The organism is Aquamicrobium sp. LC103 (assembly GCF_001014615.2).
Classification (GTDB): Bacteria; Pseudomonadota; Alphaproteobacteria; order Rhizobiales; family Rhizobiaceae; genus LBCQ02.
Genome location: NZ_LBCQ02000006.1, coordinates 358729 through 375303, shown reverse-complemented (window position 1 = coordinate 375303; position 16575 = coordinate 358729). Strand labels below are relative to the sequence as shown.

Here is a 16575-nt window from a genome sequence, read left to right as displayed (position 1 = left end):
GCATATTTGATGAGTTCATCACGTTTCAGGTCTATCGATGGAGACGTACAACGATACGGCGTTTATCATAGGAGCAACGTCCAATAAATTCGAAATCCGAGAATAGAGATTTGCAAACATCAATAAAGAGTTTTTCGTTGTACCTTTCCAAAGAAACTCCATTCTGTTGCATTATCGACTCTTCCGCAGTGACGCATCCTTCAAAATATACGGATTGATTTACTGAAATCCGTAACCAATCCATGATCTCTTCGATGCTCTTGTCAGGATTCTGAATTACCCACCAATGAACGATCGAATTCGTTATCAGGATATCCGGCTTAAGACCTAAGTTTTCTCCGGGCGCGAACCGCCGCGTGGCAAACTTCGCTCTAGCGTCCCCCCACCCGCAGACATTCTGCTTATAGTGTAAAGCGATCTTGTTCGCCTCTGTGATGAAACGCGGATTCAGATCGAACCCAACAACCTCAGATGCCCCCTTTGCGAGAGCCATGAAGGTGAAGAAACCAAGCTGGCAACCGATCTCCAAAACTGATTGTTCCTTGAACTCATCGGTTTTCCACTGAAGGTCGTTTAATTTTTTCCCGCAGATCGATTGCGGATGAGGTACTGGGGGAAATCTTGTCGCGTCAAATACCTGGTACCCGCCAGCGGTGATTTCTCTCATTTCTTCCTGAGAGATCAGGTTGGAGACTACCCCGGAGCGTGCGATCTCGTAGTATTCCTGAAATGAACGTTCTTCCCCGCCATTTCGTTTTTCAGATCGGCGGATGGGCGGGGCGTCGGGCGATATGGGTTTGGCTTGTAAACTCGCGCCAAAAACAAAATCTATTCCCTCAGCTAGTTCAGATATATCTGTACCGTCATATTCGATTAAGCAATCAGATATTTCCCTGAACTTATTATCAAAGGCTGTATATAATATGTCATACTCATCTCTGTTTAGATATTTATGCCTCTGACCGTCCGTGTTTGGTAATTTGAAAAATTCGAATGTTTTATCCGCCGGCCTTTTGAGATATACAAATATAAAATCAGAAAGTATCTTTTGATTTTTAGCTTGAGAAACTTCCTTTAGTAGAGATGCATCATTTGAGATAACATAAATAGGATAATCCGGGTAACGGTGAATCATCTCTAAAAAGGATTCCAAATTATGCTCAAGTTTGTTCTGTTGAACGAATACGTCCATATCGCACTCATCGCGCGCAAGTCCCAGCTTGTTAAGAAGAGAAGATTTTCCTGATGCAGAATGGCCTATGAGAACCGTTTTAAAATTTGTTCGCGTTTTGGCGTTAGGTATTCTAATATTTATTTGTGATATATTCATGTCAGACATTAATTTGAAGATATTCAACTTCATATAATGTTCCTCTTTACAAGAGTATTAATATTATATTAATTTCATCACTCTTTCATCGAAAAATCTTCTTTAAATCTCGATAAATTTTGAGAATAAAATGGATCATATTTTAATTCACTATGCCAGCTATTCTTCATGAAAGTCGCCTCTGATATAAAACGCGCTATCTTCTCCGGATTGTCCTCGGCGCCGCGCGAAATGCTTTCGAGATGATAGAGTTCCGCATATGGGGTCCAAACGTTGCGATACCCTGCCTCATGCACTTTCAGGCAGAAATCCACATCGTTGAAGGCCACTGCTAGGTCCTTGGCGTTTAGCCCTTCGACCGCCTCGAAGATCTTCTTACGAACAATCAGGCAGGCGCCGGTTATCGCCGAGAGGTTCTGGATCACTTTCAGCCGCGAGAAATAGCCGGGATGGTCGCGCGGAAAATATTTGTGCGAGTGTCCCGCGACACCTCCGATCCCCAGAATGACCCCGGCGTGCTGGATGGTGTCGTTTGCATAGTAGAGCTTCGCGCCGACACAGCCGACATCCGGCTGGGCCGCCCACGAGACCATTTCGGTCAGCCAATCGGGCGAGATCACTTCGATATCGTTGTTGATGAGCCCGACGATTTCGCCCTTCGCTTTGCCGACCGCGAAATTGTTGATCGCCGAATAGTTGAATTTCTTGCGATAGGCGAGCACGCGGATGTTCTTCCGGCTCTTCAACTCCTTGAAATAGGCGAGCGTCGACTGCTCGACCGAGCCGTTGTCGACGATGACGATCTCATAATTGCTGTAAGTGGTCTTTTCGAGAATCGATTCCACGCAGCCCTTGAGCAACTCCACCCGGTCGCGTGTCGGAATGATGAGGCTTACCAGCGGCTGCGGTTCCGGGACCGCGAATCTGAGCCTGTAGAAAGGCGTTTCGGGCGCTTCCTCGACGGCCGCCGGCAGCTTCACGCGCGCGACATGCTCCTGGAGAGCCCTCATGCCGGCGCCATGGGCGTAGTCTTTTCCATCGCGGGAGACGGCCGTGGAGCCGTCGACGGCGCGCCAGTGATAAAGCACCTTGGGAATGTGACGGATATTCGCCGCATCTATTCCCTCGAAGACGCGCAAGCTCAAATCATAGTCCTGGCTGCCTTCGAAGCCTGGCCGCCAGCCGCCGACGGCGCGGATGTTTTCCGCTCGATGCACCGTCAGATGGTTGAGATAGTTCTGGGATCGGAAGAGCTCGCGCGAGAAATCCGGCTTGAAGAATGGATCGTAGCGGTTGCCCTTGGCATCGAGCTTGTCTTCGTCGGAATAGATGAGTTCGGCGGCAGGGTGGCGGGCGATCTCGAATGCGACTTCGGCCAGCGCATGCGGACGCAAGAGGTCGTCATGGTCGAGAAGCGCGATCCATTCGCCGCTTGCCAGCGCGAAGGCGGAATTGGTGGCGCGCGAGATGTGTCCGTTTTCTTCGCGGAAAACCAGCTTGATGCGCTCATCGCGACGCTGCCAATCCTCGAGCAGCGGGCGCACATGCGGCGCGGTCGAGCAATCGTCGGCGATGCAGAGTTCCCAATTCGGGTAGATCTGGGCCGCGACCGAGGCGATCGCCTGGTCGAGCAGATCGGCTGGAGTGTCGTAGACCGGCATGACCACGCTGATGAGAGGCTTGACGTCCAGACTTTCCACCGCGGCGGCGACTTCCCCCATGTCACGCTCGGCATCGAAATCATGACGGGCGATCCAGGTGGGATAATCTCCCCCGCCCTTCACGTGCGCGTTGTCGCGGAACTGCAGAAAGGCGGGTCCGCGCAATGCATTGAGGTAGGCGGGCAGCCGGCGGATAAAGCCGCGCGGGTCGCGGCGCATGATGCTCAGCGCCTGGCGGGCGAGCATCATGGCCAACTCCGGCGCGGACAATTCGCGCAGGCGGAAAGAGCTGATCTTGAAAGCGCCGCGGTTCTCCGTTGGGTCTAGCCGCACGAGGAAAGCAGGGGAGGGCAGCTTGAAAGCAGCGGAGAAAAGGCTTCCCTTGCTGCGTTTGAGGCGGGTGGAAAAGGCCTCGTCGAACCCGCTGCCGAAATCGAAGAAGACTTGCGGATGTGCATCGCCGCCCATCTCCATGGCGAGAGCGACATGGTACCAGCCGGGCTGAATGATTTCCTCCGGCTTGAAGATGATCTGCGGATCGCTGTTTAAAGCCTCGAGTTGCAGGAGCTCGGAATCGCTGTTTCCGGCGTGCAATCCGTCAAATTCTCTAGATACATTTCTGTCAAGAAATTCGATCGCTGCCATGATTCCCCATAGAGACTTATCAAAGTATTCCCGTTTCATTCGGGAATGTTCTGTCTTCCCCCTGCGTCGCGATCATGCGTTAAGAATTGGAACGCAATGCGTCAGCTGAGTGGCTGCGTGGTCGCTTCCTGCCTTGGCGGAATCTCGATCTCCCGGGCAGGTGTCTCGCGGCCTTCGCGATAGCCGTGTTCGATGAAATGCGACTGCGCCAGGGCGGCGCCATGCGGCTGCGCAAGCAGGGGAGCGAGGTCCGGGTAATGCCGGCAATAAGCCGCACCGTCGAATCCGTTGAGGCCCGGCAGGCGGCCTTCGAAAAAGCCGAACTCCATGTAATGCGTGCGCGCCGAGGCGATCTCACCCTTCGCAATGCCGTCCGCGACGTCAGGATAGTTGTCGATGTACCAGCGTTCGTCGAAGGGCAATGCTCGCAGAATTTCCTGCAGGATCGCCTTCAACCCGTCGCGATCCACCGTCAGGGTTTTGTGGCCCTCGCGCCAGCCCCGGATCCTGCAGATTTCCAGAATGCGCTCGAAATGCGGCAGTATCAATCTTTCCGGCCCCCCAGCCATCAATCGATCCCGGTACAGCTATAGCGCCCGCTAAAATAAGATGAAAGAAGAAGTTTCAACTTTGCGCAGATTTTATGTGCCTTTTAGACAAGTCGCTCGGCTTCCTTCTTTGGTCTTGCCATGAACAGCGCTCAGTAGAACTTGATCCGATGCGCGGTAAAGAAGATGCCGGCGGAGCGGACGAACTGGCGTATGTGCCAAAACCCCTTGCGCGCGGCGGCGCCGCCGCCATGGACGATGCGGACCGACGGCACGTAGGCGATGCGCGCTATACGGCCCGCACGCAGCGAGATGTCGAAATCCTCGAAGTAAAGCAGATAGCGTTCGTCGAAGCCTGCGAGCGTCCGGAAGACCGCTCCACGAAAGAACATGAAGCAGCCGCTGGCTATCGGCGGGTCCCATACGGTCTCCTCGCCGATCAGGTCGCGCATCTCGTAGTGGTCCAGCCGCTTGCGGAACAATCGCCTGATCGCTGCGGGCGCGAAGCCGCGCAGGAGGAGGTCGACGATCGCGGGGTAGCGTTTGCACAGATATTGCCGTTGCCCGTCCGGATGGAATGCCGCGGGCGCCAGGAGCCCGCAATCGGCATTGGCCGCCATGAAGGCGAGCGCCCGGGAAAGCGCATCCGGGGCCATTTCCACGTCCGGATTGAGCACGAGATGATATTCGCCGAGCTGGTCCAGCACCATGTTGTTGGCGCGTCCGTAGCCGACATTGCCATGCCCGGATATGACCTCGAAGGGCAACTCGGACGGCAAGGCGCCGAGCCAGTCGCGTGGTGTCTCCTCCGGGGAGTTGTCGACGATCACGAGCCTCACCCGCTCGAGACCGAGCGGTCGCGCAGCCGTGCTCAAGCTCGTGAGCGTCGCTTCCATCGTCGCGGGATCGGACCTGTAAACGACGATGCAGATGGTGAGGAGCGGAGCCGCCGTTTCGGCCCGTTCCGTGGTCATCGCCGCTTCCCCATCCGGCCGGTCAGGCCATGCGCGATGCCCAGCGCCATCATTCGGGCGTGCTCGATCCTCGGTGGCGTGAAGAGACTGTAGAAGACGAACTTCCGCAGCAGGCGAATGCCGTCGACGAGTTTCCAGTTCCATCGTGGCCAAGGCTGCCGATAAAGCCACACGGCGTTCCTGAAGTGGTAGTAGTGCCGGAGCGGGCTGTGCACCGGTATGTGGCGGTTGCGGAATTGGATCGGATTGTCGCCGAGCGAATGCTGCATGCGTGCCGCGCATGCGCCGAAGGAGCGGAAGCCCTCGCGCTGCGCCCGCAAGCCCCATTCGATGTCGACATAGTCGATGAAGAGTTCTTCCTGCATCCCGCCGACCGCGTCCAGCGCGGTCATCGGGAGGAGCGAGCCCGAGGCGATCAGGTAGTCAACTTCCACGACGGCATCGGGCGAGGCGCAGGCATGGCGCTTCAGCCGCAATCCCTCCACCTTGATGAAGGGTGGCGGGTTCATCTGCCGCGTATCCTCGTAGCGCGGGCCGACGGCCGCGACCTTCACGCCCTCGGCACGCTTGGCCTCGGCGGCTCGTAGCAAATGGGCCACCATGTCGGCTGCGGGCAAGCTGTCCTGATCGAACAGCAGCACGTGGCGTGCGCCATGGGCGCGGGCCTGGCCTATGCCGGCATTCTGCGCCCGGGCGATGCCGAAATTCTCCCCGAGGGCGATGAAGTCGACGCTGGCCTCCTGACGGGACAGCCAGCTTCCGACGTCGTTTCGCGAACCGTTGTCGACGACGATGATGCGGCCGACCTGCGCCGAAATCGCCGCCACGAGCCGCCCGAGCGCCGCGAGATCGGGCTCGTAGGTGACGATGACGGCGCTGACCGTGGCCGAAAGCCGGGAATTGCCATCGAGGTCTGCGGAAATTTCTGACTGCATCGACGGGTGCTATCAGATCGGGGCACCTGTTGGGAATACACCCGTCCGCAGCTTTTTACCGCCCGAATCCAGCTTTCGGTCCGCATGGCGGCAACGCGCATGGTTGGTGCCGCCTTCCGCCCGTCGAAAGGCCGGCGAATGTGCGCTATTGCCGCTCCGACCAGATCTCCTGATCGATCTGCCCCTGCAGCTCGGGATAATTGGCCGCGTGGAAGGTCGGCCGCTCGCCGGCCTTCTTCTGGTCGAAATAGTCCTTGGTCAGCTTGGCCACCGTTCCGGACAGAAGCAGGATCGCGATGAGGTTGATGGTGGCCATCAGGCCCATCGAGGCATCCGCGGCATCGAAGACGGTCGCGACCGTTTCGTAGGCGCCCCAGACGACCATCAGGAGAACCGCGGCGCGCAGGATCGCGATCGGGATGCCGGTGCCGGCGCCGAGAAACGTCATCGCGTTTTCCGAATAGGCATAGTTGCCGATGATCGAGGTGAAGGCGAAGAAGAAGATCGCCAGCGCCACGAAATAGACGCCCGCCGCCCCGATATGCTCCTGCATCGCCGCCTGGGTGAGCTGGGTGCCGGTCACGCCGGAATCCGGCACGAGGGCGCCCGACAGCAGAATGAGCACCGCCGTTGCCGTGCAAACGAGTATGGTGTCGATGAAGACGCCCAGCGCCTGTACCAGCCCCTGCGAGGAAGGGTGGTGCGGATCGGGCGTGGCGACAGCGGCGATGTTGGGCGCCGAGCCCATGCCGGCCTCGTTGGAGAACAGGCCGCGCTTGACGCCGTTGAGCATCGCGGCCGCCAGCCCGCCGGTGAAGCCGGCCGCGGCTTCCGAAAGGCCGAAGGCGCTGCTGAATATCAGGCCGATCACGCCGGGGACCTCGGTGATGTTCATAATGAGGACGACGACGGCCATCAGCAGATAGGCGCCGGCCATGAAAGGCACGACGATCTCGGCCACGCGCGCGATCTGCCTGATGCCGCCGAAGATGACGACGCCGGTGATCGCCGCCACGACTATGCCGGTGCCGATCTTCGGGAAGCCGAAGGCGCCCTGCATGGCGTCGGCGATCGAATTGGCCTGCACCGCGTTGAAGACGAGGCCGAAGGCGAGGATCAGGCAGACGGAGAAGATGCCGCCGGCCCAGGGCGCGCCGAGGCCGCGCGCGATGTAGAAGGCCGGCCCTCCTCGATACTGCCCCTCCTTGTTCCTGACCTTGTAGAGTTGGGCAAGGGTGCTTTCCGCATAGGCGGTCGCCATCCCGACCAGTGCCACGACCCACATCCAGAAGATCGCGCCGGGCCCGCCGAGATAGAGGGCCACCGCCACGCCGGCGATGTTGCCGGTGCCGACCCGCGAGGCCAGGCTCGTCGTCAGTGCCTGAAAGGGCGTGATGCCTGACTTGTCGTTCTTGTCCGAGCCGCGCACGACACGGAACATTTCGCCGAAATGGACGAACTGAACGAAGCCGAGCCTGATCGTGAAGAATATGCCGACGGCGATCAGGCCGTAGACGAGTACGTAGCTCCAGAAGATCGTATTCAGGAAATCGATGATGGCCGTCATTGTATTGTCCCCGTTCACCCCCCCCGCCGCTCAAGCTAAGCTTACCTAAAGGAAAGCTTTCCTGAATATTTCGCGCTGCGGTGAAAAGTCTAGCCGACCGACCGTGATTTAGGACCTGCTACTGTGCCAGAGCCGCGAGCTTCTCCGCCTCAGCCAGATCCTCGACCGTGTTCGCGTTGAAGAAAGGGTCGAGCGGCTCGGTGGGCCAGGAGACGGTCGCGAGCGGGTGGCGCCCCGTCCAGCGATCCACCTTGCGGATGTCCTCCACCATCAGGGCGTGGCGCAGATCCTCGCGCAGGCCGATATCCCAAAGCCCGATCACCGGATGCGATCGGCCGCCGGAAGCCGCCACGGCGAGGCGGGTCCCTTCCTTTTTCCGCGCCTCGTGAAGCCGCGCAACGAGGTCGCGCGGCAGGAACGGACAGTCGCCGGCGACGCTTGCCACCCATCGCGCGTCCGGCCGGTTCGCCGCCGTCCAGTCGAGAGCCGCCAGCACGCCGGCGAGCGGCCCCGGAAAACCCGCCACCGTGTCGGCGACGACGGGCAGGCCGAAGGCGGAAAAACGCCCGGGGTCGCCATTGGCGTTGAGGACGATCGCGTCGCATTGCGAAAGGAACCGCTCGACGACGCGGTCGAGGATGGCACGGCCGCCGATCCTGCGCATGGGTTTGTCGCCGCCGCCCATGCGCCGCGCGAGGCCGCCGGCAAGGACGACGCCGATGGTTTCCGGATACGTGCGATGGTCGTTGTTTGTCATCACCCAGGCGATTTCCCACGCAGCGTCAGCTCGACCTATTCTACAGCCTGATCAGGCCCAGGCCACTCCCCAAAGGCATTTCCAAGGTCAGCGGAAATATGGGTCGGGCCGGAATGCAGCGCGGTCGGCGGATCGCGTGCAGCTTCGGCTTGACAAGCCTGCCGGCCCTTCTACTATCGCGGCATTCACCAGGGGAGCCCGGACAACGGGCTGAGATACTGCTGGCTTTTCGCAGCGCGGTGACCCTTCGAACCTGATCCAGTTCGTACTGGCGTAGGGATGGTGCGATGGCTTTGCAGTCCGGAATCCCGAAAGAGGGCGTATTCCCTCGAACCGTTGCAGAGCCTCATCCAATCCTTCCGGAAAAGAGCTGGGTCTCCATTGCGATCGCAAAGGAGCCTCGACATGAACGCCCGGACCAAGATTCCGCAAACCCCGAACGTCACGACCGGCCCGCTGCCGGCCTCCCGGAAGATTTATAAACCGGGAAACCTTCATCCTGATATTCGCGTGCCGCTGCGCGAAATCTCGGTTCATCCCAGTGCCGGCGAGCCGCCCGTCACCGTCTATGATTCGTCCGGTCCCTATACCGACCCTTCGCTGATGACGGATATCGACGCCGGCCTCCCGCGCACTCGCGAGGCCTGGGTCGCCGCGCGTGGCGACGTCGAGCGCTATGACGGACGCATCGTCAAGCCGGAGGACAATGGTTTCGTTTCGGGCGACAGGCTGACGCCGGAGTTTCCGCTGCGCCACCAGCCTTACCGCGCGAAGGGCGGCCGGGCGGTCACGCAGCTCGCCTATGCACGCGCCGGCATCGTCACGCCGGAGATGGAATTCATCGCCATTCGCGAGAATCTCGGCCGCGAGAAGGCGCGCGCCGCGATCGAGCGCGACGGGCAGAGCTTCGGCGCCGCGGTTCCCGATCATGTCACGCCGGAATTCGTCCGCGATGAGGTGGCGCGGGGCCGCGCCGTCATCCCGGCCAACATCAACCACCCCGAGTCCGAGCCGATGATCATCGGTCGCAACTTCCTGGTGAAGATCAATGCCAATATCGGCAATTCGGCCGTCACGTCCTCGATGGCCGAGGAGGTCGAGAAGATGGTGTGGGCGACGCGCTGGGGCGCGGACACGGTGATGGACCTGTCGACCGGTCGCAACATCCACAACATCCGCGAGTGGATCATCCGCAACTCGCCGGTGCCGATCGGCACCGTGCCGATCTATCAGGCGTTGGAGAAGGTGAACGGCGTTGCCGAGGACCTCACCTGGGAGGTCTATCGCGACACGCTGATCGAGCAGGCCGAGCAGGGCGTCGACTATTTCACGATCCATGCCGGCGTCAGGCTGCACTATATCCCGCTCACGGTCGACCGTGTGACCGGCATCGTCAGCCGGGGCGGCTCGATCATGGCCAAATGGTGCCTGCATCACCACAAGGAGAGCTTCCTCTACGAGCATTTCGAGGAGATCTGCGACATCTGCCGCGCCTATGACGTCTCCTTCTCGCTCGGCGACGGTCTGCGGCCGGGCTCGATCGCCGACGCCAACGATGCCGCCCAGTTCGCCGAGCTGGAAACCCTGGGCGAGCTGACCAAGATCGCCTGGGCGAAGGATTGCCAGGTGATGATCGAGGGCCCCGGCCACGTGCCGATGCACAAGATCAAGGAGAACATGGACAAGCAGCTCGAGGTCTGCGGCGAGGCTCCGTTCTACACGCTCGGACCGCTGACCACCGACATCGCGCCGGGCTATGACCACATAACGTCGGGTATCGGTGCGGCCATGATCGGCTGGTTCGGAACCGCGATGCTCTGCTACGTCACGCCGAAGGAGCATCTCGGCCTGCCGGATCGCAACGACGTCAAGACCGGCGTCATCACCTACAAGATCGCCGCCCACGCCGCCGATCTCGCCAAGGGCCATCCGGCGGCAAAGATCCGCGACGACGCGCTGTCGCGCGCGCGCTTCGAGTTCCGTTGGGAGGACCAGTTCAACCTCTCGCTCGATCCCGAGACGGCGCGCTCCTTCCACGACGAGACGCTGCCGAAGGAGGCCCACAAGGTTGCGCATTTCTGCTCCATGTGCGGGCCGAAATTCTGCTCGATGCGGATTTCCCACGATATCCGCGCCGAGGCGCAGAAGGAAGGTCTCGCCGCGATGGCTGAGAAGTACCGCGAGGGCGGCGACCTCTACATGCCTATCGAAGCGGCCGAGCGGGCCGTGCAGGACTGAGGCGATGCGCGTTCTCGTCAAGGGCGCCGGCGTCGCGGGGTTGACCGTCGCCCACGAGCTTGCCCGAAGGGGAGCGGAAATCCTCGTTGCCGAGCGCGGACCGGGGATCGGCGCCGGCGCGTCCTGGATGGCGGGCGGCATGCTCGCGCCCTTCTGCGAGAGGGAAAGCGGCGAGGAGGCCGTCATCGAATTGGGCGAGCATGCGGCCGCCTGGTGGGAGGACGCGCTTCCCGGTCTCGTCCATTTTGCGGGGACGCTGGTGCTCGCGCCGCCCCGCGACGCGTCGGAGCTGCGGCGCTTCGCCTCGCGCACGCGGGGCTACGACTTCGTTTCCGCCGAGGAGATCGCCGCGCTCGAACCCGACCTCGCCGGCCGCTTCCGCTCGGGCCTGTTCTTCGGGCGGGAGGCGCATCTCGACCCCAGGCAAGCTCTTCTCGGGCTTCACGCAAAGCTCGTCTCGAAAGGCGTGAACTTCGCCTTCGGCTGCGCGGATGCGGCCGCCCTCGGCCGCTTCGACAGAGTGGTGGACTGCACCGGCATGGCGGCGCTAGCGCATGATGCAGGCCTGCGCGGCGTGCGCGGCGAGATGCTCTATCTGGAAACGGGGGAGGTGAGGCTGACGCGGCCGGTACGGCTGTTGCATCCGCGCTTTCCGATCTACGTCGTGCCGCGCGGCAATGGCCGCTTCATGATCGGCGCGACGATGATCGAGAACGCGTCGGACGGGCCGGTCACCGCGCGCTCGGTGATGGAGCTTCTCAACGCGGCCTACGCGCTGCATCCCGCCTTCGGCGAGGCGCGGCTGGTCGAGGCGTCGAGCGGAGTGCGGCCCGCCTATGCCGACAATTTGCCCAGGGTGACGCCGAAGGGCGGCGTAGTCGCCGTCAACGGGCTCTACCGTCACGGATTTCTCATGGCGCCGGCCATGGCCGGACAGGCCGCCGAAATCCTCGTTGGAAATTCATGGAAGGGAGAGAGCTTCGATGAGGCTCATCGTCAACGGAAACGCGCTTGAGGCGGAGGCGGACACGCTCGACGGCCTGCTTGGCGAGCTCGGCTATGAAGGCAATTGGTACGCGACCGCCGTCAACGGTGAATTCGTGCCGGGACGCGAGCGGGCGCAGGCCCGGCTCGACGAGGGCGACCGCGTCGAAATCCTTTCGCCGATGAAGGGAGGCTGACGTTGGAGAATATCCCTGCCGCCAGCTCATTGGAACTCTACGGACAAACCCTCTCTTCGCGCCTTCTGCTCGGTACGGCGCTCTATCCTTCGCCTGCGATCATGGCCGAGGCGGTTCGTGCTTCGGCTACGGAGATCGTCACCGTCTCGCTGCGGCGCGAATCGGCCGGCGGCAAGGCCGGCGGCGAGTTCTGGTCGCTGATCCGCTCGCTCGGCATGCGCGTTCTGCCCAACACGGCCGGCTGCCACACCGTCAAGGAGGCGGTCACCACGGCGCAAATGGCGCGCGAGGTCTTCGCCACGGACTGGATCAAGCTCGAAGTGATCGGCCATCACGACACGCTGCAGCCGGACGTCTTCGCGCTCGTGGAGGCCGCCGAAATCCTGACGCGCGAGGGCTTCGAGGTCTTTCCCTACACGACCGGCGATCTCGTCGTCGCCGAGCGGCTGCTGGAGGCCGGCTGCGAGGTGCTGATGCCCTGGTGCGCGCCGATCGGTTCCGCGCGGGGGCCGGTCGACATCGACGCGCTGCGGGCGCTGCGCGCCAACTTCCCCGACGTTCCGCTGATCGTCGACGCCGGCATCGGCCGTCCATCGCATGCGGCGGCCGTGATGGAGCTCGGCTATGACGCCGTGCTTCTCAACACCGCGGTCGCCAAGGCGGGCGATCCGGTGGTGATGGCGTCGGCATTCGCCAAGGCGGTAGAGGCCGGACGGCAGGGGTGGCTCGCCGGGCTGCTCGAACCGCGCGACATGGCGGTGCCCTCAACCCCTCTCATCGGCAAGGCGGTGTTCTCGTGAAGCTCGATCCCTTCTATCTCATCGTCGACAGCGCGGGCTGGATCGAACGGCTGGTGCCGCTCGGCGTCAAGCTGGTGCAACTGCGCATCAAGAATGCGGCCGAAGGCGCGCTTCGCGTGGAAATCCGTAGGGCGCGGGAGATTTGCGGGCGGCACGGCTGCCAGCTCATCGTCAACGATTACTGGCGGCTTGCGATCGAGGAGGGCTGCGATTTCGTGCATCTCGGACAGGAGGATCTTGCCGTGGCCGATCTTGGCGAGATCAGGAGGGCCGGACTGAAGCTCGGTGTCAGCACCCATGACGAAGCCGAACTCGGCGCCGCGCTCTCGGCCCGGCCGGATTACGTCGCGCTCGGTCCGATCTACCCGACGATCCTGAAGAAGATGAAATGGGCGCCGCAGGGGCTCGACCGCCTCGCCGAATGGAAAAGGCGCGTTGCGCCCCTGCCGCTGGTGGCGATCGGCGGGCTCAATCCGGAAAGACTGCCCGGCGTGTTCGAGAACGGGGCGTCGTCGGCGGCCGTCGTCACCGACATCACGCTCAATCCGGATCCGGAGGCGCGCACGCGCGAGTGGCTGGCCGCCACGGCCGCCTGGAGATGAACGGCGAGCCGCATGTGCTCGTCGTCGCGGGCTCGGATTCGTCCGGCGGCGCGGGCATCGTGCGCGATATCGAGACGATCGCCGCCCACGGCCTGCGCGCCTGCGTCGCGGTGACGGCGGTGACGGTCCAGACGCATCGCGAGGCCGGTGCGGTGGAGATCATGCCGCCGAGCCTCGTCGCCGCCCAGATGCGCGCGGCGCTCGCCGCCAACGACGTCCGCGCGGTCAAGATCGGCATGCTCGGTATGGCGCGCATGGTCTCGGAAATCGCCTCGGTGCTGCGCGCCCGGCCAGACCTGCCGGTGGTGCTCGACCCGGTTCTGGTGACCTCCTCGGGCGGGCGGCTTCTCGATGAAGATGGCACGGCGGCGCTGAAGCAGGAACTGCTGCCGCTCTGCCGGCTGGTCACGCCGAACTGGCTGGAGCTTGCCGTCCTGGCAGGTCGCCCGGCGGCGAGGGGCCCAGGACAAGCGATCGAACAGGCCGGCCAGCTTCTCGCGAATGGCCGTGGCGCGGTGCTCGTGAAGGCGGGGCATGCGCCGCTCGAACGCGCCGGCGACATGCTCGTGTTTCGTGACCGGCCGCCCGTGCATTTCGACGCGCCGCGGCTGGATGCTGCGATGCGCGGCTCCGGCTGCATGCTTTCCAGCGCGGTAGCTGCCAATCTCGCCGGAGGCTTCACCCTGGAAGACGCGGTGCGGGCGGCGAAGGCCCGAGTCTTCGCCGCGCTGTGGGAAAATGTGCGCCCGACATCGACGGCTCCCGGAAGTTGAGCCGAGAGCCCTTGCAAGGGGCTTCGAGCGCTGCTATGAATATTTCAATAATTGTTGAGATATTGAGATGAGAATGAACGAGAAGCAGGCGCTCGACGCGTTCGCCGCCCTTTCGCAGGAAACCCGGCTTCGCATCGTGAAGCTGCTCGTCGCCGCCGGGCCGGAAGGAATGCCAGCCGGCGTCATCGGCGAGGAGATGGGCGGGGCGTCCTCCTCGCGCATCTCGTTCCACCTGAGCCATCTCGAACAGGCGGGCCTGCTCCAGTCGCGGCGCGAAGGGCGTTCGATCATCTACAGCGCCGCTTTTCCGGCGCTCTCCGGCCTTGTCGAATTCCTGATGCGCGACTGCTGCCACGGCCATCCGGAAGTGTGCAATCCGGCTGTCGCCGCGCTCTCCTCGTGCTGCGAAACCGAAAAGGTTCCTGCCCATGTCTGATGCCACCGAAACCGGACGCGTCTACAACGTGCTCTTTCTCTGCACCGGCAATTCCGCCCGTTCTATCCTCGCCGAAAGCCTTCTCAACAAGGAGGGGGACGGCCGGTTTCGCGCCTTTTCAGCCGGCAGCCGGCCGAAGGGCGAGGTTCATCCGTTGGCGCTGAGGGTGCTGCAGGATTTCGGCTATCCGGTGGAAGGGCTCCGGTCGAAGGCCTGGGACGAATTCGCGACGCCCGACGCGCCGGTCATGGATTTCGTCTTCACCGTCTGCGACAACGCGGCCGGCGAAGCCTGCCCGGTCTGGCCGGGCCAGCCGATGAACGCGCATTGGGGGATCGAAGATCCTGCCGCCGCAACCGGCACGGAGGCGGAGAGGCATCGGGCATTCGTCACCGCCTTCCGTTATCTTAAGAACCGCATCTCGATCTTCACGGCGCTGCCGGTTTCAAGCCTAGACAAGAATGCTCTCGGCGCGAAACTTCATGAGATCGGCCAGGCGGAAGGCGCGACAAGGCCGCGCCCGAGCGCAGCGTGAGGGTCGCCATGGACGTCGTCATCTATCACAACCCCGCCTGCGGCACGTCGCGCAACGTGCTCGGCCTGATCCGCAACGCCGGCATCGAGCCGCACGTCATCGAATATCTGAAGACGCCGCCGTCGCGCGTCATGCTCACCCAACTCATCGTCCGCATGGGCATTCCGGTGCGCGAGCTTCTGCGCAAGAACGGCACGCCCCATGCCGAACTGGGGCTCGACGATCCGGCGCTGAGCGACGAGCAACTCATCGACGCGATGATGACCGACCCGATCCTCATCAATCGGCCGATCGTCGTCAGTTCCAGGGGCGTCAAACTGTGCCGGCCTTCCGAAACGGTGCTCGACCTGCTGCCGCGGCAGCAAGGCGAATTTTCCAAGGAGGACGGCGAGCGGGTGATCGACGAGCACGGCCGCCACGTCCGCACGACCTGAACGCATCGACGACATTTCGACTGGAGATTTTCGATGGCTTCGGCAAAGCCGGCCTCGCGCCTGTCCTTTCTCGACCGCTACCTGACCGTCTGGATATTCGCCGCCATGGCGCTCGGCGTCCTGCTCGGCACCGCTTTTCCGGGCCTGCCGAGCGCGCTCGACGCGCTTTCCGTCGGCACCACCAACATCCCGATCGCCATCGGCCTGATCCTGATGATGTACCCGCCGCTCGCCCGTGTGCGCTACGAGGAGCTGCACCAGGTCTTTTCCGACAGGCGCGTGCTGATCCTGTCGCTCGTCCAGAACTGGCTCATCGGGCCGGTGCTGATGTTCGCGCTGGCCGTGCTCTTTCTGCACGATTACCCCGAATACATGACCGGACTGATCCTGATCGGGCTTGCCCGCTGCATAGCCATGGTGCTGGTCTGGAACCAGCTCGCGCGCGGCGACAACCAGTATGTGGCCGGCCTCGTCGCCTTCAACTCGATCTTCCAGATCCTGTTCTTCTCGATCTATGCATGGTTCTTTCTGGCCGTCCTGCCGCCGTTCTTCGGGCTGGAGGGCAGCGTGGTCGAGGTCGGCTTCTGGACGATCACGGAAGCGGTTCTGGTCTATCTCGGCGTTCCGTTCCTCGCCGGTTTCCTCACCCGGCGCATCCTCGTCGCGCGGAGGGGCGAGGCGTGGTACGAGCGCGAGTTCCTGCCACGCATCGGGCCGGTCACGCTCGCCGCGCTTCTCTTCACCATCGTTGCGATGTTCAGCCTGAAGGGTAGCGATCTCGTGCGCCTTCCGATGGACGCGCTGATCATCGCCGTTCCGCTTTCGCTCTATTTCGTCATCCAGTTTCTCATCAGTTTCGCCATGGGCAAGCTGATCGAGGCTGACTATCCGCGAACCACGGCGGTGGCCTTCACTGCCGCGGGCAATAATTTCGAGCTTGCGATCGCCGTCGCCATCGCCGCGTTCGGCCTTGCCTCGCCGGTCGCTTTCGCCGCCGTCATCGGACCGTTGGTCGAGGTGCCGGTGCTGATCCTTCTGGTGCATGTCGCGCTGCGGCTCGGCGCGCGCTGGTTCCCCGATGACGCGCCGACGGAGACCGCGGAGGCATGGCCGGTACAAGCCGAGGAGGAGAGGGCGGGCGGCCGGGTCTGATCGGACG

17 protein-coding genes and 1 riboswitch are annotated in these 16575 nt (G+C 62.2%); of the genes, 10 read left to right on the top strand and 7 right to left on the bottom strand.

Features of this window, described 5'->3' with window-relative positions:
- Window positions 1–31: 31 nt before the first annotated feature.
- The 7 genes from XW59_RS14430 to mobA form a co-directional block, all read right to left on the bottom strand.
- Complete coding sequence (locus tag XW59_RS14430) at window positions 32–1363, bottom strand: class I SAM-dependent methyltransferase (RefSeq protein WP_136068240.1); 1332 nt, start codon at window positions 1361–1363, stop codon at window positions 32–34.
- A 44-nt stretch (window positions 1364–1407) separates the two neighbouring features.
- Window positions 1408–3585 carry a glycosyltransferase family 2 protein gene (locus XW59_RS14425; protein ID WP_206077710.1) on the bottom strand — a complete coding sequence of 726 codons (2178 nt, stop codon included), beginning with the start codon at window positions 3583–3585 and terminating at the stop codon, window positions 1408–1410.
- A 152-nt stretch (window positions 3586–3737) separates the two neighbouring features.
- On the bottom strand, window positions 3738–4205 hold the full coding sequence (locus XW59_RS14420; protein ID WP_136068238.1) for a hypothetical protein: 468 nt from the start codon (window positions 4203–4205) through the stop codon (window positions 3738–3740).
- 131 nt (window positions 4206–4336) lie between these two features.
- Window positions 4337–5158, bottom strand: coding sequence for a glycosyltransferase (locus XW59_RS14415; RefSeq protein WP_047146001.1), 822 nt, complete (start codon window positions 5156–5158; stop codon window positions 4337–4339).
- Window positions 5155–6093 carry a glycosyltransferase family 2 protein gene (locus tag XW59_RS14410; RefSeq protein ID WP_047146000.1) on the bottom strand — a complete coding sequence of 313 codons (939 nt, stop codon included), beginning with the start codon at window positions 6091–6093 and terminating at the stop codon, window positions 5155–5157. Before XW59_RS14410 ends, XW59_RS14415 begins: the two co-directional genes overlap by 4 nt.
- A gap of 145 nt (window positions 6094–6238) precedes the next feature.
- Window positions 6239–7660 carry a sodium:alanine symporter family protein gene (locus tag XW59_RS14405; protein ID WP_047145999.1) on the bottom strand — a complete coding sequence of 474 codons (1422 nt, stop codon included), beginning with the start codon at window positions 7658–7660 and terminating at the stop codon, window positions 6239–6241.
- Window positions 7661–7778: 118 nt separating this feature from the next.
- Window positions 7779–8417 (bottom strand): molybdenum cofactor guanylyltransferase MobA, encoded by a 639-nt coding sequence (mobA, locus tag XW59_RS14400; protein ID WP_047145998.1) that lies wholly within the window; start codon window positions 8415–8417, stop codon window positions 7779–7781.
- A gap of 180 nt (window positions 8418–8597) precedes the next feature.
- Window positions 8598–8715: riboswitch (TPP riboswitch) on the top strand.
- Window positions 8716–8822: 107 nt separating this feature from the next.
- Here mobA and thiC point away from each other — a divergent pair.
- From thiC to arsB, 10 genes are all read left to right on the top strand, one after another.
- Complete coding sequence (thiC, locus tag XW59_RS14395; RefSeq protein WP_047145997.1) at window positions 8823–10655, top strand: phosphomethylpyrimidine synthase ThiC; 1833 nt, start codon at window positions 8823–8825, stop codon at window positions 10653–10655.
- Between the two features lie 4 nt (window positions 10656–10659).
- A complete protein-coding gene (thiO, locus tag XW59_RS14390; protein ID WP_047145996.1) occupies window positions 10660–11670 on the top strand; it encodes a glycine oxidase ThiO in 1011 nt (336 codons plus the stop codon).
- Entirely contained in the window at window positions 11639–11836 is a 198-nt protein-coding gene (gene thiS / locus XW59_RS14385) for a sulfur carrier protein ThiS (protein WP_047145995.1), read from the top strand. The genes thiO and thiS overlap by 32 nt, the downstream gene beginning before the upstream one ends.
- A 29-nt stretch (window positions 11837–11865) precedes the next feature.
- Window positions 11866–12636: a thiazole synthase gene (locus XW59_RS14380; protein WP_047145994.1), complete on the top strand. Its 771-nt coding sequence runs from the start codon at window positions 11866–11868 to the stop codon at window positions 12634–12636.
- Complete coding sequence (locus XW59_RS14375; RefSeq protein ID WP_047145993.1) at window positions 12633–13238, top strand: thiamine phosphate synthase; 606 nt, start codon at window positions 12633–12635, stop codon at window positions 13236–13238. Before XW59_RS14380 ends, XW59_RS14375 begins: the two co-directional genes overlap by 4 nt.
- Entirely contained in the window at window positions 13208–14011 is an 804-nt protein-coding gene (locus tag XW59_RS14370) for a hydroxymethylpyrimidine/phosphomethylpyrimidine kinase (RefSeq protein ID WP_348639317.1), read from the top strand. Before XW59_RS14375 ends, XW59_RS14370 begins: the two co-directional genes overlap by 31 nt.
- Window positions 14012–14084: 73 nt before the next feature.
- On the top strand, window positions 14085–14447 hold the full coding sequence (locus XW59_RS14365; RefSeq protein ID WP_047145992.1) for a metalloregulator ArsR/SmtB family transcription factor: 363 nt from the start codon (window positions 14085–14087) through the stop codon (window positions 14445–14447).
- A complete protein-coding gene (locus tag XW59_RS14360) occupies window positions 14440–14982 on the top strand; it encodes an arsenate reductase ArsC (protein WP_047145991.1) in 543 nt (180 codons plus the stop codon). Before XW59_RS14365 ends, XW59_RS14360 begins: the two co-directional genes overlap by 8 nt.
- Before the next feature lie 8 nt (window positions 14983–14990).
- Window positions 14991–15416, top strand: a complete 426-nt coding sequence (arsC, locus tag XW59_RS14355) for an arsenate reductase (glutaredoxin) (protein WP_137327030.1) — start codon at window positions 14991–14993, stop codon at window positions 15414–15416.
- A gap of 33 nt (window positions 15417–15449) precedes the next feature.
- The gene (arsB, locus tag XW59_RS14350) at window positions 15450–16568 is read left to right on the top strand and encodes an ACR3 family arsenite efflux transporter (RefSeq protein ID WP_047145989.1); all 1119 of its coding nucleotides are present in this window, start codon (window positions 15450–15452) and stop codon (window positions 16566–16568) included.
- The last annotated feature ends 7 nt before the right edge of the window (window positions 16569–16575 follow it).

Excerpts from the sequence above, each read along its gene's own strand:
- XW59_RS14430 (WP_136068240.1), bottom strand. The coding sequence starts at position 1,363 with ATGAAGTTGAATATCTTCAAATTAATGTCTGACATGAATATATCACAA.
- XW59_RS14420 (WP_136068238.1), bottom strand. The coding sequence starts at position 4,205 with ATGGCTGGGGGGCCGGAAAGATTGATACTGCCGCATTTCGAGCGCATT.
- XW59_RS14415 (WP_047146001.1), bottom strand. The coding sequence starts at position 5,158 with ATGACCACGGAACGGGCCGAAACGGCGGCTCCGCTCCTCACCATCTGC.
- XW59_RS14410 (WP_047146000.1), bottom strand. The coding sequence starts at position 6,093 with ATGCAGTCAGAAATTTCCGCAGACCTCGATGGCAATTCCCGGCTTTCG.
- XW59_RS14405 (WP_047145999.1), bottom strand. The coding sequence starts at position 7,660 with ATGACGGCCATCATCGATTTCCTGAATACGATCTTCTGGAGCTACGTA.
- mobA (WP_047145998.1), bottom strand. The coding sequence starts at position 8,417 with ATGACAAACAACGACCATCGCACGTATCCGGAAACCATCGGCGTCGTC.
- thiC (WP_047145997.1), top strand. The coding sequence starts at position 8,823 with ATGAACGCCCGGACCAAGATTCCGCAAACCCCGAACGTCACGACCGGC.
- thiO (WP_047145996.1), top strand. The coding sequence starts at position 10,660 with ATGCGCGTTCTCGTCAAGGGCGCCGGCGTCGCGGGGTTGACCGTCGCC.
- thiS (WP_047145995.1), top strand. The coding sequence starts at position 11,639 with ATGAGGCTCATCGTCAACGGAAACGCGCTTGAGGCGGAGGCGGACACG.
- XW59_RS14365 (WP_047145992.1), top strand. The coding sequence starts at position 14,085 with ATGAACGAGAAGCAGGCGCTCGACGCGTTCGCCGCCCTTTCGCAGGAA.
- XW59_RS14360 (WP_047145991.1), top strand. The coding sequence starts at position 14,440 with ATGTCTGATGCCACCGAAACCGGACGCGTCTACAACGTGCTCTTTCTC.
- arsC (WP_137327030.1), top strand. The coding sequence starts at position 14,991 with ATGGACGTCGTCATCTATCACAACCCCGCCTGCGGCACGTCGCGCAAC.
- arsB (WP_047145989.1), top strand. The coding sequence starts at position 15,450 with ATGGCTTCGGCAAAGCCGGCCTCGCGCCTGTCCTTTCTCGACCGCTAC.